The 25,696-nt window shown below is 69.9% G+C and carries 19 protein-coding genes; 16 read left to right on the forward strand and 3 right to left on the reverse strand.

Annotation, left to right across the window (positions count from 1 at the left end; translation table 11 throughout):
* Nucleotides 1–200: 200 nt before the first annotated feature.
* From uvrC to pgi, 11 genes are all read left to right on the forward strand, one after another.
* Complete coding sequence (gene uvrC, locus ABZ904_RS38055) at nt 201–2,234, forward strand: excinuclease ABC subunit UvrC (RefSeq protein WP_360996900.1); 2,034 nt, start codon at nt 201–203, stop codon at nt 2,232–2,234.
* Nucleotides 2,231–3,244 (forward strand): RNase adapter RapZ, encoded by a 1,014-nt coding sequence (gene rapZ / locus ABZ904_RS38060; RefSeq protein ID WP_359392363.1) that lies wholly within the window; start codon nt 2,231–2,233, stop codon nt 3,242–3,244. The genes uvrC and rapZ overlap by 4 nt, the downstream gene beginning before the upstream one ends.
* Nucleotides 3,241–4,308 (forward strand): uridine diphosphate-N-acetylglucosamine-binding protein YvcK, encoded by a 1,068-nt coding sequence (gene yvcK / locus ABZ904_RS38065; protein ID WP_359392366.1) that lies wholly within the window; start codon nt 3,241–3,243, stop codon nt 4,306–4,308. Before rapZ ends, yvcK begins: the two co-directional genes overlap by 4 nt.
* A complete protein-coding gene (whiA, locus tag ABZ904_RS38070) occupies nt 4,299–5,288 on the forward strand; it encodes a DNA-binding protein WhiA (RefSeq protein WP_359392368.1) in 990 nt (329 codons plus the stop codon). The genes yvcK and whiA overlap by 10 nt, the downstream gene beginning before the upstream one ends.
* A gap of 151 nt (nt 5,289–5,439) precedes the next feature.
* Nucleotides 5,440–8,397, forward strand: a complete 2,958-nt coding sequence (locus ABZ904_RS38075) for a M14 family zinc carboxypeptidase (RefSeq protein ID WP_361828719.1) — start codon at nt 5,440–5,442, stop codon at nt 8,395–8,397.
* A gap of 227 nt (nt 8,398–8,624) precedes the next feature.
* Entirely contained in the window at nt 8,625–9,632 is a 1,008-nt protein-coding gene (gene gap, locus ABZ904_RS38080; protein ID WP_359392372.1) for a type I glyceraldehyde-3-phosphate dehydrogenase, read from the forward strand.
* A 165-nt stretch (nt 9,633–9,797) separates the two neighbouring features.
* Nucleotides 9,798–11,009, forward strand: a complete 1,212-nt coding sequence (locus ABZ904_RS38085; RefSeq protein ID WP_359392374.1) for a phosphoglycerate kinase — start codon at nt 9,798–9,800, stop codon at nt 11,007–11,009.
* A 42-nt stretch (nt 11,010–11,051) separates the two neighbouring features.
* On the forward strand, nt 11,052–11,807 hold the full coding sequence (gene tpiA, locus ABZ904_RS38090; protein WP_359392566.1) for a triose-phosphate isomerase: 756 nt from the start codon (nt 11,052–11,054) through the stop codon (nt 11,805–11,807).
* Nucleotides 11,808–11,960: 153 nt separating this feature from the next.
* Entirely contained in the window at nt 11,961–12,197 is a 237-nt protein-coding gene (secG, locus tag ABZ904_RS38095) for a preprotein translocase subunit SecG (RefSeq protein ID WP_359392376.1), read from the forward strand.
* A gap of 228 nt (nt 12,198–12,425) precedes the next feature.
* A complete protein-coding gene (locus tag ABZ904_RS38100; RefSeq protein ID WP_078947476.1) occupies nt 12,426–12,761 on the forward strand; it encodes an RNA polymerase-binding protein RbpA in 336 nt (111 codons plus the stop codon).
* Nucleotides 12,762–13,493: 732 nt separating this feature from the next.
* Nucleotides 13,494–15,146 (forward strand): glucose-6-phosphate isomerase, encoded by a 1,653-nt coding sequence (pgi, locus tag ABZ904_RS38105; protein WP_359392379.1) that lies wholly within the window; start codon nt 13,494–13,496, stop codon nt 15,144–15,146.
* 51 nt (nt 15,147–15,197) lie between these two features.
* Here pgi and ABZ904_RS38110 read toward each other — a convergent pair whose 3' ends face one another.
* The 3 genes from ABZ904_RS38110 to ABZ904_RS38120 form a co-directional block, all read right to left on the reverse strand.
* Nucleotides 15,198–17,480 carry an FtsX-like permease family protein gene (locus tag ABZ904_RS38110; RefSeq protein ID WP_359392381.1) on the reverse strand — a complete coding sequence of 761 codons (2,283 nt, stop codon included), beginning with the start codon at nt 17,478–17,480 and terminating at the stop codon, nt 15,198–15,200.
* A 64-nt stretch (nt 17,481–17,544) separates the two neighbouring features.
* Nucleotides 17,545–18,294 carry an ABC transporter ATP-binding protein gene (locus ABZ904_RS38115; RefSeq protein ID WP_359392383.1) on the reverse strand — a complete coding sequence of 250 codons (750 nt, stop codon included), beginning with the start codon at nt 18,292–18,294 and terminating at the stop codon, nt 17,545–17,547.
* Nucleotides 18,291–18,806 carry a PadR family transcriptional regulator gene (locus ABZ904_RS38120; protein WP_359392385.1) on the reverse strand — a complete coding sequence of 172 codons (516 nt, stop codon included), beginning with the start codon at nt 18,804–18,806 and terminating at the stop codon, nt 18,291–18,293. Before ABZ904_RS38120 ends, ABZ904_RS38115 begins: the two co-directional genes overlap by 4 nt.
* Before the next feature lie 124 nt (nt 18,807–18,930).
* Between ABZ904_RS38120 and ABZ904_RS38125 the strand changes: the two genes are divergently transcribed.
* The 5 genes from ABZ904_RS38125 to ABZ904_RS38145 all read left to right on the forward strand — a co-directional run bounded on the left by ABZ904_RS38125 (nt 18,931) and on the right by ABZ904_RS38145 (nt 25,628).
* On the forward strand, nt 18,931–20,202 hold the full coding sequence (locus ABZ904_RS38125) for an ABC transporter substrate-binding protein (protein WP_361828723.1): 1,272 nt from the start codon (nt 18,931–18,933) through the stop codon (nt 20,200–20,202).
* Between the two features lie 199 nt (nt 20,203–20,401).
* Nucleotides 20,402–22,048 (forward strand): alpha-amylase family glycosyl hydrolase, encoded by a 1,647-nt coding sequence (locus ABZ904_RS38130; RefSeq protein ID WP_361828725.1) that lies wholly within the window; start codon nt 20,402–20,404, stop codon nt 22,046–22,048.
* 50 nt (nt 22,049–22,098) lie between these two features.
* The gene (locus ABZ904_RS38135; protein WP_361828727.1) at nt 22,099–23,424 is read left to right on the forward strand and encodes an extracellular solute-binding protein; all 1,326 of its coding nucleotides are present in this window, start codon (nt 22,099–22,101) and stop codon (nt 23,422–23,424) included.
* A gap of 6 nt (nt 23,425–23,430) precedes the next feature.
* Nucleotides 23,431–24,792, forward strand: a complete 1,362-nt coding sequence (locus ABZ904_RS38140; RefSeq protein ID WP_359392393.1) for an ABC transporter permease subunit — start codon at nt 23,431–23,433, stop codon at nt 24,790–24,792.
* Nucleotides 24,789–25,628, forward strand: a complete 840-nt coding sequence (locus tag ABZ904_RS38145; protein WP_359392395.1) for a carbohydrate ABC transporter permease — start codon at nt 24,789–24,791, stop codon at nt 25,626–25,628. The genes ABZ904_RS38140 and ABZ904_RS38145 overlap by 4 nt, the downstream gene beginning before the upstream one ends.
* The last annotated feature ends 68 nt before the right edge of the window (nt 25,629–25,696 follow it).

Below are 25,696 nucleotides of genomic sequence, written 5' to 3' on the forward strand. Positions count from 1 at the left end.
ATCACGGCCGGAAGGTTTCACGCATTGAAGCGTGTTGACCAAGCCCCGACAACACTTGAAGCCCAGCCCATGGAAGGAGTCCTCGCCGCCATGGCCGGTTCGGCGGTGCCGTCAGGACCGTTCCGAGGGGGGTCTGAGCCCTTCCGGCCCTTGTCCACAGGTTCGCCGCGCTGTCGGCCCCCGCCAGTAGGGTGTGAGACATGGCCGACCCCTCCAGCTACCGCCCCAAGCCGGGAGAGATCCCGGACTCGCCCGGGGTCTACAGGTTCCGGGACGAACACCGCCGGGTGATCTACGTCGGAAAGGCGAAGAGTCTGCGCCAGCGCCTGGCGAACTACTTCCAGGACCTGACGAACCTCCACCCGCGCACCCGCACCATGGTCACCACGGCCGCGTCCGTGGAGTGGACGGTGGTGTCGACGGAGGTCGAGGCCCTGCAGCTGGAGTACACCTGGATCAAGGAATTCGACCCCAGGTTCAACGTCAAGTACCGCGACGACAAGAGCTACCCGTATCTCGCGGTGACGATGAACGAGGAGTTCCCGCGTGTCCAGGTGATGCGCGGCCAGAAGCGCAAGGGTGTGCGGTACTTCGGGCCGTACGGGCACGCGTGGGCGATCCGTGACACGGTCGACCTTCTGCTGCGCGTCTTCCCCGTGCGTACCTGCTCGGCCGGCGTCTTCAAGAACGCCGAGCGCACCGGCCGCCCGTGCCTGCTCGGCTACATCGGCAAGTGCTCCGCACCCTGCGTCGGCCGTATCGCCCCCGAGGACCACCGGGAACTGGCCGAGGAGTTCTGCGACTTCATGGCCGGCCGCACGGGGACGTATCTGCGCCGTCTGGAGAAGCAGATGCTGGAGGCGGCCGACGAGATGGAGTACGAGCGGGCCGGCCGCCTGCGCGACGACATCGACGCCCTGAAGAAGGCCATGGAGAAGAACGCCGTCGTGCTCACCGACGCGACCGACGCCGACTTGATGGCGGTCGCCGAGGACGAGCTGGAGGCGGCCGTGCAGATCTTCCACGTGCGTGGCGGACGGGTCCGCGGCCAGCGTGGCTGGGTGACGGACAAGGTGGAGGACGTCACGACGGGAGCCCTGGTCGAGCACGCCCTCCAGCAGCTCTACGGTGAGGAGACGGGCGACTCGGTGCCCAAGGAGGTCCTGGTCCCGGCGCTGCCCCAGCCGATAGAGCCCGTCCAGGACTGGCTCACCGGCCGCCGCGGCTCGGCCGTGTCGCTGCGCATCCCGCAGCGCGGGGACAAGAAGGCGCTGATGGAGACCGTGCAGCGCAACGCTCTGCAGGCGCTCGCCCTGCACAAGACCAAGCGTGCCTCCGACCTGACCACCCGCTCGCGTGCCCTGGAGGAGATCGCCGCGGCCCTCGATCTGGACAGCGCTCCGCTCAGGATCGAGTGCTACGACATCTCGCATCTGCAGGGCGAGGACGTGGTGGCATCCATGGTGGTGTTCGAGGACGGGCTGCAGCGCAAGAGCGAGTACCGCCGCTTCCAGATCAAGGGCTTCGAGGGCCAGGACGACGTCCGGTCCATGCACGAGGTGATCACCCGCCGCTTCAAGCGCTACGTCGCCGAGAAGGAGAAGACGGGGGAGTGGGCCGACGGGGAGCTGCTGACCGAGGACGACGGGCGGCCCAAGCGGTTCGCGTATCCGCCGCAGCTCGTCGTGGTCGACGGCGGTCAGCCGCAGGTCGCCGCCGCCCGGCGGGCGCTGGACGAGCTCGGCATCGACGACATCGCCGTGTGCGGCCTCGCCAAGCGCCTCGAAGAGGTGTGGGTGCCCGACGAGGACGACCCGGTGGTCCTGCCCCGCAGCAGTGAGGGCCTCTACCTCCTCCAGCGCGTCCGCGACGAGGCCCACCGCTTCGCGATCACCTATCAGCGCAGCAAGCGGACCAAGCGTCTGAGGACGAGCCCCCTGGACGAGGTGCCGGGACTCGGGGAGTCGCGCAAACAGGCGTTGATCAAGCACTTCGGCTCGGTGAAGCGGCTCCGATCCGCGACAATCGACCAGATTCAAGAGGTCCCCGGCATCGGTCGCAAGACGGCCGAGACGATCGCCGTGGCCCTCGCCCAGGCGGCCCCGGCCGCACCCGCCGTGAACACGGCGACCGGAGAGATCATGGAAGAGGAGGAACCCGAGACGACGGCGGGTTCCCCCGGGGAGCCCGTGTCTGCGGGTCCCCCGGACGAGCGACGGGGGCAGGAGACATGACCGAGCACGACCGAAGCGCGGAAGAACGCTCAGCGCAGAGCCAGGCCTCTCACCCGGACGCGGGCGAGGAGCACTCGCCGGAGCAGGCGGGCCAGGAAAACGGAGCACAGGTGAGTACGGGCATCGACGCAGCCGGAGTGCCGGACACGGCCATTCCCGAGCTGGTGATCATTTCCGGCATGTCCGGCGCGGGCCGGTCGACGGCCGCCAAATGCCTGGAGGACCTCGGCTGGTTCGTCGTCGACAACCTGCCACCCGCGCTGATCCCCACCATGGTGGAGCTGGGCGCGCGGTCCCAGGGCAACGTCGCCCGCATCGCGGTCGTCGTCGACGTCCGTGGACGCCGGTTCTTCGACAACCTCCGGGAGTCCCTCGCCGATCTGGAGGCGAAGAACGTCACCCGGAGGATCGTGTTCCTGGAGTCCTCCGACGACGCCTTGGTACGCCGTTTCGAATCCGTCCGGCGCCCGCACCCCCTCCAGGGCGACGGCCGGATCGTGGACGGCATCGCCGCCGAGCGCGAGCTGCTGCGTGAGCTGCGCGGCGACGCCGATCTGGTGATAGACACCTCCAGCCTCAACGTGCACGAACTGCGCGCCAAGATGGACGCCCAGTTCGCCGGCGACGAGGAGCCCGAGCTGCGGGCCACGGTGATGTCCTTCGGCTTCAAGTACGGCCTCCCGGTGGACGCCGACCTCGTCGCGGACATGCGCTTCCTGCCCAACCCGCACTGGGTTCCGGAGCTGCGCCCCTTCACCGGCCTCAACGAGGAGGTGGCCGCCTACGTCTTCAACCAGCCCGGTGCCAAGGAGTTCCTCGACCGCTACGCCGAGCTGCTCCGGCTGATCGCGGCCGGTTACCGCCGCGAGGGCAAGCGCTATGTGACCATCGCCATCGGCTGCACCGGCGGCAAGCACCGCTCGGTCGCCATGTCGGAGAAGCTCGCGGCCCGGCTGGCCGCCGAAGGAGTGGAGACCGTGGTCGTGCACCGGGACATGGGGCGCGAGTGACCGGACGTACTCTGCGGCTGAGCAGGCTGCGCCGGGTGGTGTCCGAGGGACGGGGCGGGAGCCCCGCCGAGGCCCGCGGCGGCAGGGCGCGCCGCCGCGGCACCCAGCCCAAGGTGGTCGCTCTCGGCGGCGGCATGGGCCTGTCCGCCTCGCTCGCCGCGCTGCGCCGGATCACCGGCGACCTCACCGCCGTCGTCACCGTCGCCGACGACGGCGGATCCAGCGGCCGACTGCGCCACGAACTCGGTGTGCTGCCGCCCGGAGACCTGCGCAAGGCGCTGGCGGCGCTGTGCGGCGACGACGACTGGGGCCAGACCTGGGCCCGCGTCATCCAGCACCGCTTCCAGTCCAAGGGCGATCTGCACGAGCACGCGGTCGGCAATCTGCTGATCGTGGCCCTGTGGGAGCAGCTCGGCGACCATGTCCAGGCCCTCGACCTGGTCGGCAGGCTGCTGGGCGCCCATGGCCGCGTGCTGCCCATGTCCGCCGTACCCCTGGAGCTTCAGGCGCTGGTCAAGGGCCACGACCCGGCGCACCCGGACGAGGTCGGCACCGTACGGGGACAGGCCAATGTGGCGCTCACCCGCGGCGAGGTGCAGTCCGTGCACCTGGTGCCGCACGACCCGCCGGCCGTGCCCGAGGCCGTCGCCGCGGTGCTGGACGCCGACTGGGTGGTGCTGGGGCCGGGGTCCTGGTTCTCCTCGGTGATTCCGCACCTGCTCGTGCCGGAGCTCCTGGACGCTCTCATGGAGACCAAGGCCCGCCGGGTGCTCTCCTTGAACCTCGCTCCGCAGCCGGGAGAGACAGAGGGCTTCTCCCCGCAGCGTCATTTGGAGGTTTTGGGACGACACGCCCCTAAACTCGCCCTGGACGTGGTGCTGGCCGACCAGGCCGCCGTGCCCGACCGTGCGTTGCTGAACGAGGCCGCCAAGCGGTTCGGCGCCTCGGTCGAGCTGGCACCGGTGGCCCGGACCGACGGAACCCCGCGGCACGACCCGGAGCTGTTGGCCGCCGCGTACGACCGTATTTTTCGGATGCATGGAAGGATCGGCCCATGGCGATGACGGCAGCGGTGAAGGACGAGATCTCCCGTCTTCCCGTCACCCGGACCTGCTGCAGAAAGGCGGAGGTCTCGGCGATCCTGCGGTTCGCGGGCGGACTGCACCTGGTCAGCGGCCGCATCGTGATCGAGGCGGAGCTGGACACGGCGATGGCGGCGCGCCGGGTGAAGCGGGACATTCTCGAGATCTTCGGCCACAGCTCGGAGCTGATCGTGATGGCGCCCGGCGGGCTGCGCCGCGGTTCCCGCTATGTGGTGCGCGTGGTCGCGGGCGGTGATCAGCTGGCCCGTCAGACCGGTCTCGTCGACGGCCGGGGCCGCCCGATCCGCGGCCTGCCCCCGCAGGTGGTGTCCGGGGCCACCTGCGACGCCGAGGCGGCCTGGCGCGGCGCGTTCCTGGCCCACGGCTCGCTGACGGAGCCCGGCCGCTCGTCCTCGCTCGAGGTGACCTGCCCCGGCCCGGAGGCCGCGCTCGCCCTGGTCGGCGCCGCCCGCCGGCTCTCGATCGCCGCGAAGGCCCGCGAGGTGCGGGGCGTGGACCGCGTGGTCGTCCGGGACGGCGACGCGATCGGCGCACTGCTCACCCGGCTCGGCGCGCACGAGTCCGTGCTGGCCTGGGAGGAGCGACGGATGCGCCGCGAGGTGCGCGCCACGGCGAACCGCCTCGCCAACTTCGACGACGCCAATCTGCGCCGCTCGGCCCGCGCGGCCGTCGCCGCCGGCGCTCGGGTGGCCCGTGCCCTGGAGATCCTCGGCGAGGAGGTTCCCGAGCACCTCGCCGCCGCGGGCCGGCTGCGCATGGAGCACAAGCAGGCCTCCCTGGAGGAGTTGGGCGCCCTCGCCGACCCGCCGCTGACCAAGGACGCGGTCGCGGGCCGTATCCGCCGTCTGCTGGCGATGGCCGACAAGCGCGCCGCCGACCTCGGCATCCCGGGCACGGAGTCCAACCTCACGGAGGAGATGGCGGACAACCTGGCGGGATGACGCAGGACGTCGCAACACGCCGGTGCCGACGCCCGCTTGGGGCTGACGGCACCGGCGTTTGTCTGTCCTTGACGCACTCTTGACTCGATCATGAACTGTCATGAGCCTGGCAATGGCTCGCCGCTGTGGCGAGCCATTGCGAGGGGGGTTCATGAGACACAGAGCGAGATCGATCCTCGCCGTCGGCGCGCTTCTGCTCGGCGGAGCGAGCCTCGGACCCATCGCCTGGGCGCAGACCGGAGGCTCCGCCGGCAAGACCGAGGGGGACGAGGTCAAGGTCTTCCGCGCCGAGGTCACCCAGCAGCAGGTGCCCCTGCTGCTGAAGGCCGGACAGGACGGGCACGAACTCGGCGAGCAAGTGACCGGGAACGGCAAGACCGAGGTCGAGGTCTACCTCACCGACCGTCAGGCCGACCGGCTTCAGAAGCAGGGCGTGGCGCTCACCGAGCACACGCTGTCGGCCAAGGCCGAGGCGCGGGTCGACGGCGCGTCAGAGGGCGTCTTCCGCCCCTACAGCGGAAAGGGCGGCATCGAGAAGGAGATCGTCAGGACGGCGCAGGCCCATCCCGGTCTCACCAAGGTCGAATCCATCGGCCGGACGATCAACGGCCAGCACATCCTCGCGCTCAAACTGACCAAGAACGCGAAGAAGTCGAAGGACGGCTCCAAGCCCTCGGTGCTGTACGTCTCCAACCAGCACGCACGGGAGTGGATCACGCCGGAGATGACCCGCCGGCTGATGCACTACTACCTGGACCGCTACACCACGGACAAGCGCGTCAAGAAGATCGTCGACTCCACCGAGCTGTGGTTCGTCGTCTCGGCCAACCCGGACGGATACGACTACACCTTCAAGGACTCCACCACCCGCCTGTGGCGCAAGAACCTGCGGGACGTGAACGGGGACGGGGGCATCAGCACCGGCGACGGCGTCGACCTCAACCGCAACTTCGGCTACAAGTGGGGCTACGACGACGAGGGTTCGTCCCCCAACCCCACCAGCCAGACCTACCGCGGCGCGAGCCCCGCGTCCGAGCCCGAGACCCGCGCGCTGAGCGCCTTCGAGAAGCGCATCGGGTTCACGTACGGCATCAACTACCACTCCGCCGCCGAACTCCTCCTCTACGGCGTCGGCTGGCAGGTCGCCACGCCCACCCCGGACGACGTCCTCTACAAGGCGCTCGCCGGCACCCCGGACAACCCGGCGATCCCCGGTTACCGCTCGCAGGTCTCCTCGGAGCTCTACACCACCAACGGTGAGGCGGACGGCGACGCGTCGAACGTCAACGGCATGGCGATGTTCACGCCGGAGATGTCGACCTGCCAGACCGCCTCGAACATCGACCCGAACGACGCCTGGAACGCGGCCGACTGCCAGTCGGTCTTCAACTTCCCCGACGACGAGAAGCTGATCCAGGACGAGTTCGAGAAGAACATCCCCTTCGCCCTCTCCGTCGCCGAGACGGCGTCGCACCCTGACCAGCCGACGTCCTCGGTCGGCATGGACGCGCCCGATTTCACCCCGGCCGCCTTCCCGACGTCGTACTCGCGGGGCGCGGACCAGGAGGTCTCGGTCGTCGTACGCAAATCGGTGCGCGACAAGGAGCTCAAGTACCGCGTCAACGGCGGCCGCGTCCACGACCGGTCGCTCAAGCCCTGGAAGGGCGGCGAGACGTACGGCGGCGAGGACAACCTCTACTTCGACGAGTACCGGGCCGAGGTGCGTAAGGGCCAACCGGGCGACAAGGTCGAGGTGTGGTTCACCGGCAGGACGAAGAACGGGAAGCCGACGTCCAGCGGGCATTTCACCTACACCGTCGCCGAACGAACCAAGGCGGACACGCTCGTGGTCGCCGAGGAGGGCGCCAAGGCCGCCCAGGCGCAGACCTACGTCGACGCGCTGAGCGCGAGCGGCCGCAAGGCGATCGTCTGGGACGTCGCCACGCAGGGCGCACCCGACGCGCTCGGTGTGCTGGACCACTTCAGGACGGTCGTGCACTACACGGGAGCGGGCGTGCCGGGCAACGCCACCCAACTCCAGCTGCGCGCCTTCCTCAACGAGGGCGGCAAGCTGATCGAGGCGGGCGAGCGGGCGGGCGGCGCCGTAGACCTGGGCGACGGGACCCTTTCGGACGACTTCAGCCAGTACTACCTGGGCGCCTACTCGCGTACGTCGACGCCGGGGGCCACCGGCTTCACCGGCGCCGGCGGTCTCGCCGGCTTCACCGGGGCGCTGGGTGGCGCGCCCGGCAACCCGCTGGACAGGGCGGGCACGTACGGCGTCACCTCCGAGGAACTGCCCGCCGACCGGTACCCGCAGTTCGCCAGCGCCGGGGCCGGCCAGTTCGCCGGAACCGTCAACCCGTACGGGCCGTACGCGGGCTCGTACATGGCGGCCGCCGTCCACACCGACGACGCGTACAAGCGACTCGCCCGCACCATCGACCTCACCAAGGTGGGCGCGGCCGACAAGCCCACGCTGCGCACCCGGCTGTTGTGGGACACCGAGCCGGGCTACGACCACGCGGTGGTCGAGATCCACACCGTGGGGGCCGACGACTGGACGACCCTGCCGGAGGCCGGTGGCGCCACGAGCGACGCGGTGCCGTCGGAGTGCCAGGCCGGATTCCTTGTGGGCGAGCACCCGTGGCTCAAGCACTATCTGACCGTGACGGCGAACGGCTGCACCGCGAACGGGACCACCGGCACGTGGCACAGCCTCACCGGCGCTTCCAACGGCTGGCAGCAGGCGGACTTCGACCTGAGCGCGTACGCGGGCAGAACGGTCGAGGTCTCGCTCAGCTACATCACCGACCCGGGCAGCGGCGGCCATGGCGTCCTCGTCGACGACACCTCGCTCGTCACCGGGGGCGCGGCCACCGGGACGGAGGGCTTCGAGACGTCCTTCGGCGCCTGGAGCGTGGCCGGACCGCCCGCCGGCAGCCCCGCGGTCCTGAAGGACTGGGCGCGCACCGGGGCCCTGTTCAAGACATACGGCGCGGTCACGACGGACCGGACCGTGCTGCTGGGCTTCGGTCTCGAGCACATCGCCTCGGCGGCCGACCGGGCGGTGCTCATCAAGAAGTCACTGGCCGCTCTCGGTGGCTGACGGTCCGTAGTCAACGGCAGTTGGTCTCGTATCGCCGGAACGGGTGATCGAGCCTTGGGGCCAGGACGGTCCGTACCCCTACTGACGGGTACGGACCGCCCTGCCGTGTATGAGCCATCTCGATGTCACTCCGGGGGCGTCAGGGAGGTAGGGTCATAGGCGGTCGGGGACATCCCAATAGAGCTCGCCGGCATCGAAGGCCGGCGTACCAACGAGGAGATCGGTTCGTGACGATCCGCGTAGGCATCAACGGCTTCGGCCGCATCGGTCGTAACTACTTCCGCGCGCTGCTGGAGCAGGGTGCAGACATCGAGATCGTGGCTGTCAACGACCTGGGTGACACCGCGACCACCGCTCACCTGCTGAAGTACGACACCATCCTCGGCCGCCTGAAGGCGGAGGTGTCCCACACCGAGGACACCATCACCGTCGACGGCAAGACGATCAAGGTCCTGTCCGAGCGCAACCCGGCCGACATCCCCTGGGGTGAGCTGGGTGTCGACGTCGTCATCGAGTCGACCGGCATCTTCACCAAGAAGGAAGACGCCGAGAAGCACATCGCCGGTGGCGCCAAGAAGGTCATCATCTCGGCCCCGGCCAAGAATGAGGACGTCACCATCGTCATGGGTGTCAACCAGGACACCTACGACCCGGCGAACCACCACGTCATCTCCAACGCCTCCTGCACCACCAACTGTGTGGCGCCGATGGCGAAGGTCCTCGACGAGAACTTCGGCATCGTCAAGGGTCTGATGACCACGGTGCACGCGTACACGAACGACCAGCGCATCCTGGACTTCCCGCACAAGGACCTGCGCCGCGCCCGTGCCGCCGCCGAGAACATCATCCCGACCACCACCGGTGCCGCCAAGGCCACCGCCCTGGTCCTGCCGCAGCTGAAGGGCAAGCTGGACGGCATCGCCATGCGCGTCCCGGTCCCGACCGGCTCGGTCACCGACCTGGTCGTCGAGCTCAGCCGCGAGGTCACCAAGGAAGAGGTCAACGCCGCCTTCCAGAAGGCCGCCGAGGGCGAGCTCAAGGGTCTCCTCGACTACACGGAGGACCCGATCGTCTCCTCCGACATCGTCAACGCCCCGGCGTCCTGCACCTTCGACTCCTCCCTGACCATGGTCCAGGAGGGCAAGAACGTGAAGGTCATCGGCTGGTACGACAACGAGTGGGGCTACTCCAACCGCCTCGTCGACCTCACGGTCTTCGTCGGCAACCAGCTCTGATCGCCGAAGCAGGCACCCAGATGCGATAGCAGGGCTCGGGCAGCGCACCGTCGCGCCGCCCGAGCCCTGCCGCACGTGTGGCGAGCCGGCCCGCGGGCGCGGACGGGTTCGCGCGCAGATTCATCAGCCCTCGTACGATCAAGAGCCCTCCCCAGGAGCCCCTTTATGAAGACGATCGACGAACTTCTCTCCGAAGGCGTGGACGGCAAGCGGGTCTTCGTCCGAGCCGACCTCAACGTCCCGCTCGCCGACGGCCTCATCACCGACGACGGCCGTATCCGTGCCGTGCTGCCCACCGTCAAGGCCCTCGCCGACGCGGGCGCCAAGGTGGTCGTCGCCTCGCACCTGGGCCGTCCCAAGGGCGCCCCGGACCCGGCCTTCTCGCTGCTGCCCGCCGCCGAGCGCCTCGGTGAACTCCTCGGCGCGCCGGTCGCGTTCGCCCAGGACACCGTCGGCCCCGCCGCCCACGAGGCGGTGAACGGCCTCCAGCCCGGCCAGGTCGCGGTCATCGAGAACCTTCGCTTCAACCCCGGCGAGACCTCCAAGGACGACACCGAGCGCGGCGAGTTCGCCGACCAGCTCGCCGCCCTCGCCGACGTGTACGTGGGCGACGGCTTCGGCGCGGTCCACCGCAAGCACGCCTCCGTGTACGACCTGCCGGCCCGCCTGCCGCACTACGCCGGCTACCTCATCGCCACCGAGGTCGGCGTCCTGAAGAAGCTCACCGAGGACGTCCGGCGGCCCTACGTCGTCGTGCTCGGCGGCGCCAAGGTCTCCGACAAGCTCGCCGTGATCGACGAGCTGCTCGCCAAGGCCGACCGGCTGCTCATCGGCGGCGGCATGGTCTACACCTTCCTCAAGGCCATGGGTCACGAGGTCGGTAGCTCCCTCCTGCAGGAGGACCAGCTCCCGGCCGTGACCGAGTACATCGAGCGGGCGGGGAAGAGCGGCGTCGAGCTGCTCCTTCCGGTCGACGTGCTGGTCGCCCCGGAATTCCCGGATCTGAAGACCAAGGCCCCGGCCAACCCGACCGTCGTCGCCGCGGACGCGATGCCGGCCGGCCAGCTGGGCCTGGACATCGGTCCGGAGACCCGCAAGCTGTATGCCTCGAAGCTCGCCGACGCGGCCACCGTCTTCTGGAACGGCCCCATGGGCGTCTTCGAGCACCCCGACTACGCCGAGGGCACCAAGGCGGTCGCCCAGGCCCTCGTCGACTGCAAGGGCTTCACCGTGGTCGGCGGCGGCGACTCCGCCGCCGCCGTCCGCACCCTGGGCTTCGACGAGTCGGCATTCGGACACATCTCGACCGGCGGTGGCGCCTCCCTCGAGTACCTCGAGGGCAAGACGCTCCCCGGCCTCGCCGCACTGGAGGACTGAACCTCGATGGCTGACGCAATTTCCGCCGAGCGCATGCCGCTGATGGCGGGCAACTGGAAGATGAACCTCAACCACCTCGAGGCCATCGCCCACGTCCAGAAGCTCGCCTTCGCCCTCGCGGACAAGGACTACGAGGCCGTCGAGGTCGCCGTCCTGCCGCCCTTCACCGACCTGCGCTCCGTGCAGACCCTGGTGGACGGGGACAAGCTCAAGATCAAGTACGGTGCTCAGGACCTCTCGGCGCACGACTCCGGGGCCTACACCGGCGAGATCTCCGGTGCCATGCTGGCCAAGCTCAAGTGCACCTACGTGGTGGTCGGCCACTCCGAGCGCCGCCAGTACCACCACGAGACCGACGAGATCGTGAACGCGAAGGCCAAGGCCGCCTTCAAGCACGGTCTGACCCCGATCCTGTGCGTCGGCGAGGAGCTGGGCGTCCGCGAGTCGGGCGACCACGTCGCGCACACGCTGTCGCAGGTCGAGGGCGGTCTGAAGGACCTGCCGGCCGAGCAGACCGAGTCGATCGTGATCGCCTACGAGCCTGTCTGGGCCATCGGTACGGGCAAGGTCTGCGGCGCCGAGGACGCGCAGGAGGTCTGCGCGGCGATCCGTGGCAAGATCGCTGAACTGTACTCGCAGGACGTGGCCGACAAGGTACGCATCCAGTACGGCGGCTCGGTCAAGTCCGGCAATGTGGCCGAAATCATGTCAAAGCCGGACATCGACGGCGCTCTGGTCGGTGGTGCCTCACTGGACGCCGACGAGTTCGTCAAGATCGTCCGCTTCCGCGACCAGTGAGCCGGGCCCCCGGGGCGAGCGTAAAAGTCGTGAGTATGACGTAGAGGCGATCCGTCGTACCCTTGCGGGGCCGAGGCTGTTATTCGGAACGTGAAGTTTCAATAAGAGCTTCGGCCCCGTCGTCCATCCAAGTCCGAGGAAGTTGGTCCAGCCGTGGTTTTGGGGTTCTCGATCGCCCTGATCATCTTCAGCCTGCTGCTGATGCTGCTGGTGCTGATGCACAAGGGGAAGGGCGGCGGCCTCTCCGACATGTTCGGTGGTGGCATGCAGTCCTCCGTCGGCGGCTCCTCGGTCGCCGAGCGCAACCTCGACCGGATCACCATCGTGATCGGTCTTCTCTGGTTCGCGTGCATCGTGGTGCTCGGCGTCCTGATGAAGGTCAAGGGCTAGCGTCTGCGGACGCCTGCAAGTCGCGCATAAAGACAGACCACACAAAAAGCACGTAACGCCCCATGTTCGGTACGGGTCTTCGGACGCGGCCTATCATGGGGCTTGCGTCTAGGGGCGGGGGTAACTCCCATCACTGGACGCGCGTTGGGCCTTACGTAGACTGAGGCGCTCGCAACGAGGCGAAACGCCGACTCGCTTCGCGGCACCATCACGCAGGGAGTTACGACCGTGGCAAGTGGCAACGCGATCCGAGGAAGCCGGGTCGGGGCGGGGCCGATGGGCGAGGCCGAGCGCGGTGAGTCCGCGCCGCGTCTGCGCATCTCCTTCTGGTGCTCCAACGGGCACGAGACGCAGCCGAGCTTCGCCAGCGACGCGCAGGTTCCCGACAACTGGGACTGCCCGCGCTGCGGCTTTCCGGCTGGTCAGGACCGGGACAACCCGCCGGACCCGCCGCGCACCGAGCCCTACAAGACGCATCTCGCGTACGTAAGGGAACGGCGCAGCGACGCGGACGGCGAGGCGATCCTCGCCGAGGCGCTCGCCAAACTGCGGGGCGAGATCTAGGGACCGATCCCCGAGCCCTCGACGTGGCTCGGGCTCGCCGTCCCATGGCCGGGCATCGAAGGGTGCCCGGCCGGAGCCGTCTCCGTCCACCGGTGCCGTTCGCCTCACGGGCCGTTGTCAGCGGCGCCCTCCACGGTTTGCGCATCGGCGCGGCGTGAGGGGGACACGTGATGACGGGTGAGGCGGCCACTCTGCGTGCGCCTGCGCGGCGCGCGGGGGCGTGGACGGCTGCGCGCCACCGTACTGGTCCCTGGTTCGAGGACGCGCCCTGCCCGGCGCGCCGCACGGCTCACGGACGAGTCCCTTTGTCATTCTTTGTGATGGCCTGCGGCCACGTCCGTGGTCGGTCTTAGGGGGCTGCCGGCCGGTCGGGATCCCGCGCGCACATGACCCGCCCGCTGGACGAGGCCGACGCGGGACACCTGGCCTCGAGACGGCGTACTCGGCGATGACTCGCCGGAGGCTTCGCCGCCCAGCGCGGTGCACCGACGCCTCGGCGCGCCGTGCCGGATCCCTCTTCCGTACGGCCCCGGCCTCCGGCGCACCCTCGGTGCCCTGCTCTTCGGACTCGTCGTGACCTCGTTGACAACTGGGCGCAATCCGGACGTACCTGTTGTTACGCCACAGGACGGCGCGACCACCGGTCACTCGGCGCCCTGATCAATTAGGTTGGGACCGGCAGCGGGGCGAGGTACGCAGCAGCACACGCAAGGAAGAAGGCTGAAGTCCGAGATGAACGCAGACAGCCGTACCAGGCTCAACCAGACGCCCGAGTGGACCGCTCTGGCCAAGCACCGCGAGGAGCTCGGCGAGGTGGGCCTGCGGGACCTGTTCGCGGCGGACCCCGGGCGCGGCAGCGGCTACACCCTCGACGTCGGCGATCTGCACGTCGACTACTCCAAGCACCTGGTCACCGATGAGACGCTGCGGCTGCTGCGCGAGCTGGCCGCCGGGCGGGACGTGTTCGGTCTCCGGGACGCCATGTTCCGCGGTGAGAAGATCAACGTCACCGAGAACCGGGCGGTCCTGCACATCGCGCTGCGCGCGCCGCGGGACGCGGTGATCGAGGTCGACGGCGAGAACGTGGTGCCGAAGGTCCACGCGGTCCTCGACAAGATGGCCGCCTTCGCGAACCGGATCCGCTCGGGCGAGTGGACCGGCCACACCGGCAAGCGGATCCGCAACGTCGTGAACATCGGCATCGGCGGCTCGGACCTCGGCCCGGCGATGGCGTACGAGGCGCTGCGCGCCTTCACCGACCGCTCGCTGACCTTCCGTTTCGTCTCCAACGTGGACGGCGCCGATCTGCACGAGGCCACGCGGGACCTGGATCCGGCGGAGACGCTGTTCATCGTCGCCTCCAAGACGTTCACCACGATCGAGACGGTCACCAACGCCACCTCGGCCCGCAACTGGCTGCTCACCGGTCTGAAGGCCGGTCAGGAGGCGGTCGCGAAGCACTTCGTGGCCCTGTCGACGAACTCCGGGAAGGTCGCCGAGTTCGGTATCGACGTCGACAACATGTTCGAGTTCTGGGACTGGGTCGGCGGCCGCTACTCGTACGACTCGGCGATCGGCCTGTCGCTGATGATCGCCATCGGCCCGGAGCAGTTCCGCGAGATGCTCGACGGCTTCCACACCGTCGACGAGCACTTCCGCACCGCGCCCGCCCAGTCCAACGTCCCGCTGCTGCTGGGTCTGCTCGGCATCTGGTACGGCAACTTCCACGACGCCCAGTCGCATGCGGTCCTGCCCTACTCGCACTACCTGTCCAAGTTCACCGCCTACCTCCAGCAACTGGACATGGAGTCCAACGGCAAGTCCGTGGACCGCGAGGGACGCGAGGTGGAGTGGCAGACCGGGCCGGTCGTGTGGGGGACGCCGGGCACCAACGGCCAGCACGCCTACTACCAGCTCATCCACCAGGGCACCAAGCTGATCCCGGCCGACTTCATCGGCTTCGCCAACCCGGTCGGGGAGCTGGGGGACGAGCTCAAGGCCCAGCACGACCTGCTCATGGCCAACTTCTTCGCCCAGACGCAGGCGCTGGCGTTCGGCAAGACCGCCGACGAGGTCCGCGCCGAAGGTGTGCCCGAGGAGCTGGTGGCGCACAAGACGTTCCAGGGCAACCACCCGACCTCCACCATCCTCGCCACCGACCTGACCCCGTCGGTGCTCGGCCAGCTCGTCGCGCTCTACGAGCACAAGGTGTTCGTCCAGGGTGCGATCTGGAACATCGACTCCTTCGACCAGTGGGGTGTGGAGCTGGGCAAGGTCCTCGCCAAGCGCGTCGAGCCCGCGCTGACCGAGGGCGCCGAGGTGCCGGGCCTGGACGAGTCCACCAAGGCCCTTGTCGACAAGTACCGCGAGCTGCGCGGCCGTTAAGACCCAGGGGAGCGGAGGGGGCGGCCGGACCGCCCTCTCCGCAGCCGCCGCTCAGGCCACCGCGCTCAAGGTGTCCGCGAGGCGGCGGCGTGTCGCCCGGGCTGCGGGCAGGGCCGCGAGGGCCGCGGCGCCCAGCACGGCGGCGGCCCCGAACGCCAGCAGAAGGGCGGGGGAGGGGCCCTCGGCCAGCCCGGCGCCCATACCGCTGGATCTGCCCTGTACGTCGATCAGCCAGTGGGCGAGCGGAATCCCCAGCGCCGTGCCGACGCACACCGCGGCCAGGGCGGTGCAGGCGGTGGCGGTGACGGTGATCGCGGTGATCTGCCGCGGGGACAGGCCGATGGCCTTGAGCGCCAGCAGGTCCCGCTCGCTCTCGCGGACGGTGCCGCCGATCGCGCTCAGCAGTTCGACCATTCCGATCAGCGCGAGGACGGCGATCAGTCCGGCGACGACTCCGCGCAGTGGCCCGAGGCCGTCCGCCGGATTCGTCACGGGGTGCACGTCGAGATGCCCGGGGGCCGACGCCGCCAGTTCGCCGGCGACCTCGTGCGGGTCGGCGCCGGGGCGGAGCCGGATCTGGTAGAGCGTGGGGCGCAGCCGGGGGTCGTTCTCGCGCAGGGTGTCGAGCGAGGTGGAGATGACCCGCCCGGCGTTCTCCGGCTCGATGCTGCGGCCCACGATGTGCAGGATCTGGGGCTGGTCGCCCACCGTCATCCGCACCCAGTCGCCCACGCGCACGTCCAGCAGGTCGAGCAACCCCTGCCCGGCCACCGCCTCGTCACGGCCCAGCGCCGGACGGCCCTCGGCCAGGGCGAACGGGTAAGGCTCCGTGCGGGTGCCCAGCCCGCGCAGCGCGATCGTGGCCGTCTGGCCCGGTACCAGCGCCGCGACCTGGACGCCCGGGTAGGCGTCGGCCACCTGCGGATTGCGCTGCAGGAGGGAACGGGCTGACGCGTCGTCGAGACTGCTGTCGGGGCGGACCGTGAGCGCCCCCGCGAGGCCGACCTCCTCGGGTCTGCTGTGGAAGCGGTCGATGGTGGTCCATGCGCTCATCGCCACCACCATCAGCAGCAGTGGCAGCGCCAGCCGGGCGATCGTGGCCAGCGACCGGGGCCGGCGGGTGAACGCCTTGTGCCAGCCGAGGACCAGAGCCGGCGGCAGCCGCAGTCCGAGGGCCCCGCGCGCCACGCCCGTCAGGCGGCCACCGGCCGGTGCCGCGGGCCGGGGCACGGGCACGGGAGGCACCCGGCCGGACCGCCAGGCCGCGAGCCAGGTGGTGGCGGCGATGAACAGCACGGCGGCCACCGGCACCGCGAACAGGGCGACTGTGTGGTCGGGCAGCCCCTGCCACACACCGACCGCGTCGCCGAGACGCCCCGGGATCCGGCTGCCCAGCCCCTGGGTGAGGGCGGCCGCCGCCACGGCGCCGAGCAGCGCGTACGCGATGTGCTGGAGCAGGAAGATCCGTACGACCTGGCCGGGTGTGAAGCCGATCGCCTTGAGCACGGCTATGTCCCGCAGATGTCCGCGGATGCGGGTGCCGATCGCTCCGTGCACGGCGAAGCCGGCCGCCACGAGCGCGCCGAGCCCGAACAGGCCGAGCACCTGGCCCAGCAGCCGGTTGTCACCCTGCGCCTCGGCCCGGGCCTGCTGCCAGGTGGAGACCTCGCTGACCGCACCGGCTCCCAGTACGGTGACGGCGCGCTGGACGGCGTAGTCCGTGTCCTCGGGATCGGCCAGGCGCAGTCCGGTGACCTGGCCGGAGGGTTCGCGCACGGCGGCCGGCGGTGCCCAGACGAGCCCCGGCTGCTCGCCCGGGCTGTAACGGGGTTCGGCGCTGTCCGCGACGCCGACGACGGTGAGCGTCCGGGCCGTGCCCGCCACGGTCAGGGTGTCGCCGGGCTCGGCGAGCAGCGCCCGGGCGAGCCGGCTCTCCAGCACCACACCGTCGGGCTGCGCGGGGCTCAGCCAGTGGCCCGAGGTGATCAGCGGCCGGCCCACGGACGGCAGCCGCGGTGTGCCGCGCAGTTCGACGGCGGCGCGGGTGCCGCGGGCGACGAGGGTCGTGGCCTCGGTCGGGTAGGGACCCGCGACGGACTGGACGCCGTCCAGACCGGCCAGCTCGGCCGTGTCCGCGCCGCGGCCGGTGTGGATCCACACATGGGCGCCGCGTGCCTGGGTGAAGACCCGCTGCCAGGGGTTGGTGGCATACCCGAAGAGCGACGCGGCCAGCAGCAGGGAGGCGACGACGCCGGCGGTGGCCAGCACGATGAACAGGGCTTCGCCGCGATGTGTCCGCAGATCGGAGTGCGCCCAGCGCAGGGTGGCTCGCACGGCGTCAGCCTCTCGGCTCGGGCGGGGCGGACGGGGTCGCCCTCGGGTCGTCGTGCACCGCGGATCAGTCCCTGAGCTCCAGCACACCGGATGTTCCCGTCCGGCGTGACGGTGTGCCGTCCAGTTCCGCGTCGTCCGCGATCCGGCCGTCGAAGAAGCTGATCACCCGGTCGGCCGCGCTGGCCAGCCGGGCGTCATGGGTGACCAGCACGATGGTCTGGCCACGCTGGTGGAAACGGGAGAGCAGCCGCATCACCTCGCGGGTGCCCTTGCTGTCGAGGCTGCCCGCGGGCTCGTCGGCGAGGAGCAGCGGCGGATGGTTGACCAGGGCCCGGGCCAGCGCGACCCGTTGCTGCTCGCCGCCGGACAACTCGCCCGGCATGCTGCGCTCCTTGCCCGCGAGGCCCAGTTCGGAGAGGAGTTCCTCTCGCTCGGCGCGTGCCTGCTTCGGTGACGCACCGGCGAGCAGTGCCGGCAACTCGACGTTGTCCGCGACCGACAGATTGGACACCAGGTTGAAGAACTGGAAGACGATCCCGATGCGCCTTCTGCGCTCCACGGCCCAGCGGGCCTCGCTGTAGGAGTCCGTGCACTCGCCGTCCAGCCAGATGCTGCCGGCGTCCGGCCGCTGCAGCCCCCCCAGCAGGTGCAGCAGCGTCGACTTCCCGGCCCCGGACGGGCCGGTGACGGCCACGAACTCGCCCCGCGTCACCCTCAGATCGACCCCGCGCACGGCGTGCGCGGGCGCGCCCTCGCCGTAGTGGGTCTTGACGAGGCCCTCGGCCCGCAGCAGAGGAGTGGGGCGCTCGCTCACTCCTGCTCCTCCAGTTCCTCCTGGCACCGCTCCAGCCAGTCGAGGTCGGCCTGCAGATGCAGCATCGCGCCCTCGATCAGCAGATGGGCCATCCGGTTGTCGCGGTCTTCGGCAGCGGCGAGTTTCGACAGGCTGCGCATGGTGTTGAGGTACTGGCGCCGCTGCTTGTTGATCAGGGCGATCTGATCGGCGAGGCCGGTCTGCGGTGCGAGTGCCAGTTTCATGAAGAACTCGTCCCTCACCCGCGGTTCGTCCGCCGTCTCCTCGTACCAGGCGCGCAGCGCCTCCCGCCCGGCGTCGGTGAGGTGGTAGATCTTCTTGTTGGGCCGGCTCGACTGCTCGACCTCCTCGCCCTCGATCAGTCCCGACTTCTCGAGGCGGCCGAGGGTGACGTAGATCTGGCCGACGTTCGGCTGAGGGTACGCGGAGCCCAGCAGTTGCTCAAGGTCCTGCTTGAGCTCGTAGCCGTGGGCGGGGCCGCGTGCGAGGAGGGCCAGGAGGGGCAGGCGCACTCGTGCTCTCCTCCTCGGGTCCTCGTATTGTGCTCCAGACCCTAGTATCGCCCATACCTAACAGGTATACATGGCCTCTGACCCCGGGCGACGACGCCGGGTGCCGGTGCACAGGGAGGAACCTATGCGGTGGATGCGCACCGCCGGTAGGGGCCTCCTCGTTCTGGCCGTGGTCATGGCCGGCTGCGTCGCCTCGGGCGCCCGGGCCGACGACGGGATCGCGGGCGGTTGCGGACCGATCACCCTGGCCACCGCGGGAGACCTGACCGGCTATCTCGGCCCGCTGCTCGAGGGCTGGAACCGCGCCCACCCCGGTGAACGGGTCACTCTCGTCGAACTTCCGGACTCCGCCGACGAGACCCATGCGCAGATGACCACCGACCTGCGCGGCGGCGACCGCAGCCGGTTCGACGTCCTCAACATCGACGTCGCCTGGACCTCGGAGTTCGCGGCGGCCGGCTGGATCCGCCCGCTGCCGCGCGACCGCTTCCCGTTGAAGACCTTCCTGCCGCCGGTCGTCGACACCGCCACCTACGACGGACGGCTGTACGCGGTCCCGTACGTCACCAACGCCGGTCTCCTCCTGTACCGCAAGGACGTCCTCGCCAAGGAGGGCGTGGCGCCGCCGCGGACCTGGGCCGAGCTGGAGCGGGACGCGAAGACCATCGCCCCGAAGTACGGACTCGGCGGCTACGCGGGGCAGTTCCTGCCGTACGAGGGCCTCACCGTCAACGCGGCCGAGGCGGTGTACTCCGCGGGCGGCACGATCCTCGGCGACGAGGGCGAGCGCGTCACGGTGAACTCGGCCGCCGCGCGTGAGGGCATCGGCTTCCTCGCCCGGGGTGTGCGCGAGGGATGGATACCGAAACAGGCGCTGACGTACAAGGAGGAGGAGTCCAAGCAGGCGTTCCAGGACGGCCGGCTGCTCTTCCTGCGTAACTGGCCCTACGCGTACGTCGTCGCCTCGGCCAAGGGGTCCGAGGTCGCCGGGAAGGTAGGCGCCGTACCGCTGCCGGGACCGAACGGCCCGGGCACCAGTGTCCTGGGCGGCTCCAATCTGGCGGTCAGCGCACATGCGCGGCACCCCGAGTCCGCCGCGCGTCTGATCGCGTACCTCACCAGCGAGCGCGTCCAGCGCCAGGTCCTCACCCGCGGCGCGCTCCCGCCGGTGCGTGCCGCGCTCTACGACGACCCCGTGCTGATACGGCAGTTCCCCTATCTGCCGACCCTGCGGGCGAGCGTCATGGCCGCCGCTCCGCGTCCCAAGAGCCCGCGCTACGACCAGGTGAGCCTGGTCGTGCAGGCGGTGGTGGACGACGCGCTGACGGGGCAGGAGACGCCCGAGAGCGCGGTGCGACGGCTGGCGCGGGAGCTGGCCGCCATTTCCCACCGCTAGTCGCTCGCTAGTTACTTGTTAGGTAACGCCACGATCTCACCTTGGCTCCTCCTGGGCAGATAAATACGGATTTGAAGGGCCAACTTCCCAACAGCTTCCGCAGATTCGTTGACACTCTTATGACACGCCTACCTAACATGCATGCATAACCGTCGACCCCGCTTCGGGTCGCCTCAGCACGCACAGACAGGTCAACGGGGTGAGTTCCCAGTACATCGACAACCACCTCTGGTGGCGGGACGCAGTGATCTACCAGGTGTACGTCCGCAGCTTCCTGGACAGCACCGGAGACGGCATAGGCGATCTGGCCGGCGTCCGGGCCGGGCTGCCGTACCTGAAGAAACTCGGCGTCGACGGGATCTGGCTGAGCCCCTTCTACCCCTCGCCCCAGTACGACCACGGCTACGACGTGGCCGACTACTGCGACGTCGACCCGCTCTTCGGCGACCTCGCCGAGTTCGATCAGCTGACGGCGGCCGCCCGGCGGCTCGGCATCAAGGTGCTCCTGGACATCGTCCCCAACCACTGCTCCAGCGAGCACCGGTGGTTCCGCGAGGCGCTGACCGCGACGCCCGGCAGCCCGGCCCGCGCCCGCTTCCACTTCGCCGACGGCCGCGGCGCCGACGGCGGCAAGCCGCCCAACAACTGGCACGCCATGTTCGGCGGTCCCGCCTGGACCCGGGTGACCGAGGCGGACGGCCGGCCCGGCCAGTGGTACCTGCACATGTTCACCCCCGAACAGCCAGACTGGAACTGGCGCGACCCCGAGGTCGCCGCGGAGTTCGACCGGGTGCTGCGCTTCTGGCTGGACCGGGGCGTGGACGGCTTCCGTATCGACGTCGCCGCCGGCCTCTTCAAACACCCCGGCCTGCCGGACTCGCCCGACCCCGAGGCCGACGCCCGCACCCGTGACTCGGTCAACCCGCTCGCCTGGAACCAGCCCGAGGTGCACGACGTGTGGCGGCACTGGCGTGCGGTGTGCGAGGAGTACACGGCACGCGACGGCCGAGAACGCCTTCTGGTCGGCGAGGTCTCCGTACCGACCGCCCGCGAGCACGCCCAGTACGTCCGCCCGGACGAGCTGCACCAGGCGTTCTTCTTCGATCTGCTCAGCGCCCCCTGGAACGCGGACGCCTTCCGCAAGGTCATATCCGAGGCCATGCAGGACATCGCGGGCACCGGCTCCACGGTCACCTGGGTCCTCAACAACCACGACCAGGTCCGCACCGTCACCCGCTACGGAGAACCGGCCACCGAGGGCAGCGGCCTGGGCGCCGCCCGGGCCCGCGCCGCGGCACTGCTGATGCTGGCCCTGCCCGGCGCCGCGTACATCTACCAGGGCGAGGAACTGGGCCTGCCCGAGGTCGTCGACCTACCCGACGACGTGCTCACCGACCCGATCTTCCACCGCACCGGAAGCCGCGCCCGTATCCGGGACGGGTGCCGGGTGCCCCTGCCGTGGTCGGGACAGGCCTCCCCGTTCGGCTTCACCTCAGGCGCCGAGGGCGCGCGGCCCTGGCTGCCCCAGCCCGACTGGTTCGCCGAGCACGCCACGGACCGGGCCCTCGCCGACACCCGCTCCTTCTGGCACCTGTACCGCGACGGCCTCCAACTGCGCGCCGCGCTCTCCCAGCTGGGCGAGGGCCCCCTGCGCTGGCTGGAGACACCGCCGGGTGTCCTCGGCTTCGTGCGCGGCGACGACCTCGTCTGCGCCGTCAACTTCGGTGCGGCACCCACGCCGGCCCCCGTCTCCGGAACCCCGCTGCTCGCCAGCGGCCCCTGTGCGCCCGGGGTGCTCGCCGGGTCCACGGCCGCCTGGTGGATCAGCGACGGCACCGACCTCTGAGCCCCACACCACAACCCCGCCATTCCCGCTTCCCCGAAGGGACATCAACGATGATGCGACGACGCACCACTCTGCTCTCCGGCTGCACCGCCCTCGCCCTGGCGCTCGGCGCCACCGCCTGCGGCGGCGGGCCCGTTGCCGCAGGCGGCGGCGACAAGGAGCTGAACGGCCAGACGGTCACTGTGGCCGGTGTCTGGTCCGGCAGCGAGCAGAAGAACTTCCAGAAGGTGCTGGACGCGTTCTCCGCGAAGACCGGCGCCAAGACGCAGTTCGTCTCCACCGGCGACAACGTCTCCACCGTCGTCGGCAGCAAGATCGAGGGCGGCAACGCGCCCGACGTCGTGATGGTCCCGCAGGTCGGCGTGCTCCAGCAGTTCGCGAAGAAGGGCTGGCTCCAGCCGCTGTCCAAGACCGCCGAGCAGACCGTCGACGCCGACTTCGCGACGGTGTGGAAGAACTACGGCAGCGTCGACGGCACCCTCTACGGCCTCTACTTCAAGGCCGCCCACAAGTCGACGATCTGGTACAGCCCGGACGCGTTCACCCAGGCGGGGGTCGAGGCGCCGAAGACGTACGACGAGCTGCTGAAGACCGGGCACACGGTCTCCGACTCGGGCCTCGCCGCCTTCGCGGTCGCAGGTCAGGACGGCTGGACGCTCACCGACTGGTTCGAGAACATCTACCTCTCCCAGGCCGGACCCGAGAAGTACGACGCGCTCGCCGCCCACAAGCTGAAGTGGACCGACGAGAGCGTGGTCAAGGCGCTCACCACGCTCGGCAAGCTCTTCAAGGACAAGCAGCTGATAGCGGGCGGCCAGAAGGAGGCACTCAACACCGACTTCCCGGGCTCCGTCGAGAAGGTCTTCGGTCCCAAGCCCGAGGCCGGCATGGTCTACGAGGGCGACTTCGTCGCCGGTGTCGCCCACGACCAGTTCGGCAAGACCATCGGCAAGGACGCCGACTTCTTCCCGTTCCCGGCGGTCGACGGCGGTACGGCGCCCGTGGTCAGCGGCGGTGACGCGGCGGTCGTGCTCAAGGACGGCAAGAACGCCAAGGCCGGCATGAAGCTCATGGAGTACCTGGCGACTCCTGAGGCGGCGGCCGTGTGGGCGAAGGCGGGCGGCTTCCTGTCCCCGAACAAGAAGCTGGACCTCGCCTCCTACGGTGACGACGTCACCCGCGAGACGGCCAAGTCCCTGGTCGCCGCAGGCGATTCGGTCCGCTTCGACATGTCCGACCAGGCCCCGGCGGCCTTCGGCGGCACCAAGGGCGCCGGCGAGTGGAAGCTGCTGCAGGACTTCCTGCGCGACCCGTCCGACCCGAAGGCGGCCGCGGCGCAGCTCGAGGACGCGGCGGCCAAGGCGTACCAGGGCTGAGCGGACATGACCGCCACCGCACTCTCGAGAGACGCGGGTTCCCCGTCCGTCGCGTCCGCCGCCCGTGCGCGGCGTACGCGACGACGCGGGCGGATCGTCGCCCTGCTCTTCGTCTTCCCCGCGCTGCTGCTGCTCGGCGCCCTCGTCGTCTACCCGGTGCTGTTCTCGGTCGGACGCAGCTTCTTCGACGCCTCCGGCACCCGCTTCGTGGGCGGCGACAACTACGCGGAGATGTTCCGTGACCCGGCGACGCTCAAGGCCATCCGGAACACCACCATCTGGGTGGTCGTCGCCCCCGCGCTGCTGACCGGGCTCGGTCTGATCCTGGCCGTCCTGGTGGAGAAGGTCCGCTGGGCGACGGCGTTCAAACTGCTGCTGTTCATGCCGATGGCGGTGTCCTTCCTCGCCGCGGGCATCATCTTCCGCCTCGCTTACGACGAGGATCCGAACAAGGGCGTGCTGAACGCCGCCGTGGTCTCGGTCCACGACGCCTTCCAGGGCACGTCGTCCTATCCGGCGGCACGCGCCCGCACCGGACAGGGGCTCACGGCAGGCCGCGACGGCTCGTACCGCACGAGCGCAGGCGTCTCGCCGGGCGACTCGGTGGCCCTCGGACTGGTCGGGGTACTGCCCAAGGACCTGCCCGCGGGAGCGGCGCCCGCGTACGGGGCGGCCGGGCAGAAGGCCGGCGCGGACGAGGTGCGCGGGGTCGTCTACCTGGACTTCACACCCGGTGGGGGCGGGAAGCAGGGAGTGGTCGACCGCGGGGAGAGCGGCCTGCCGCAGATGAAGGTGGAGGCGGTGCACGACGGGCGGACCGTGGCGACCACGACGACCGCGTCCGACGGTTCCTTCCGCTTCTCCGGACTGGACTCCGGCTCGTACACGGTGACGCTGCCGGGATCGAACTTCGCACCGCCCTACCAGGGTGTCTCCTGGCTCGGACCGACGCTGGTGACGCCGGCGATCATCGGGGCGTATCTGTGGATCTGGACCGGCTTCGCGATGGTGCTGATCGGAGCGGGCCTCGCCACACTGCCCCGGGACGCGCTGGAGGCGGCCCGGATGGACGGGGCGAACGAGTGGCAGATCTTCCGGCGGATCACCGTTCCGCTGCTGGCACCCGTGCTGACCGTGGTCTTCGTGACCCTGGTGATCAATGTGATGAAGGTCTTCGACCTCGTCTACATCATCGCGCCGGGGCCGGTGCAGGAGGACGCGACCGTGCTGGCGACGCAGATGTGGCTGGTCTCCTTCGGCGGCGGCAACAACCAGGGGCTCGGCAGCGCGCTCGGCGTGCTGCTCCTGTTGCTGGTGATTCCCGCGATGGTCTTCAATGTCCGCCGTTTCCGAAGGAGTCAGCGATGAACGCGGTCAGACGCGGCCTCGGCAACGGGCTGGTGCAGGCCTTCCTCGTGGTGATCGGCCTGATCTGGCTCACTCCGCTGGCGGGACTGTTCGTCTCGTCGCTCCGGTCGGCCGAGGACACGGCGAAGGGCGGCTGGTGGACGGCCCTGGCCGGCCCCGGGCAGCTGTCCTTCGACAACTACTCGGCGCTGCTGAAGAACGCCGGGATGACGCAGGCGTTCTGGAACACGGTGCTGATCTCGGTGCCGGCCACCGCACTGGTCGTCGTGCTCGCGGCGCTCGCCGGATACGCCTTCGCATGGCTGGACTTCCCGGCGCGCGAGCCGATCTTCCTGCTGGTGGTCGCGCTGCTCGTGGTGCCGGTGCAGATCGGTCTGCTGCCGGTCGCCAAACTCTTCGGGCAGCTGGGGCTGTTCGGCACGATTCCGGGCGTCGTCCTCTTCCACGTGGCGTACGGGCTTCCCTTCGCCGTGTTCCTGCTGCGGAACTACTTCGCGGAGATACCGAAGGAGATGCTGGAGGCGGCGCGGATGGACGGCGGCAGTGAGTGGCGCATCTTCACCCGGCTCGTGCTCCCGGTGGGGCGGCCCGCCCTCGCCAGCCTCGCCATCTTCCAGTTCCTGTGGGTGTGGAACGACATGCTGGTGGCGCTGCTGTTCGCCGACAGCTCCTCGCAGCCGCTGACCGTGGAACTCCAGTCCCAGATAAGGCAGTTCGGCAGCAACATCGATGTGCTGGCGCCCGGCGCGTTTCTGTCGCTGATCGTGCCGGTGGCGGTGTTCTTCGCGTTCCAGCGGCACTTCGTGCAGGGGGTCATGGCCGGATCGGTCAAGTAGCCGACCCCCGGAAAAGCCGGACGCCGGACGGGCTGAACCCAGCCCGTCCGGCGGGCGCCGGCGGGGGC

Source organism: Streptomyces sp. NPDC046900 (assembly GCF_040644975.1).
Lineage (GTDB): Bacteria > Actinomycetota > Actinomycetes > Streptomycetales > Streptomycetaceae > Streptomyces.

What these genes read in the sequence shown, in the direction of transcription:
- uvrC (WP_360996900.1), top strand. Translation starts at nt 201, where the DNA reads ATGGCCGACCCCTCCAGCTACCGCCCCAAGCCGGGAGAGATCCCGGAC.
- rapZ (WP_359392363.1), top strand. Translation starts at nt 2,231, where the DNA reads ATGACCGAGCACGACCGAAGCGCGGAAGAACGCTCAGCGCAGAGCCAG.
- whiA (WP_359392368.1), top strand. Translation starts at nt 4,299, where the DNA reads ATGGCGATGACGGCAGCGGTGAAGGACGAGATCTCCCGTCTTCCCGTC.
- ABZ904_RS38075 (WP_361828719.1), top strand. Translation starts at nt 5,440, where the DNA reads ATGAGACACAGAGCGAGATCGATCCTCGCCGTCGGCGCGCTTCTGCTC.
- ABZ904_RS38085 (WP_359392374.1), top strand. Translation starts at nt 9,798, where the DNA reads ATGAAGACGATCGACGAACTTCTCTCCGAAGGCGTGGACGGCAAGCGG.
- tpiA (WP_359392566.1), top strand. Translation starts at nt 11,052, where the DNA reads ATGGCGGGCAACTGGAAGATGAACCTCAACCACCTCGAGGCCATCGCC.
- pgi (WP_359392379.1), top strand. Translation starts at nt 13,494, where the DNA reads ATGAACGCAGACAGCCGTACCAGGCTCAACCAGACGCCCGAGTGGACC.
- ABZ904_RS38125 (WP_361828723.1), top strand. Translation starts at nt 18,931, where the DNA reads ATGCGGTGGATGCGCACCGCCGGTAGGGGCCTCCTCGTTCTGGCCGTG.
- ABZ904_RS38135 (WP_361828727.1), top strand. Translation starts at nt 22,099, where the DNA reads ATGATGCGACGACGCACCACTCTGCTCTCCGGCTGCACCGCCCTCGCC.
- ABZ904_RS38140 (WP_359392393.1), top strand. Translation starts at nt 23,431, where the DNA reads ATGACCGCCACCGCACTCTCGAGAGACGCGGGTTCCCCGTCCGTCGCG.
- ABZ904_RS38145 (WP_359392395.1), top strand. Translation starts at nt 24,789, where the DNA reads ATGAACGCGGTCAGACGCGGCCTCGGCAACGGGCTGGTGCAGGCCTTC.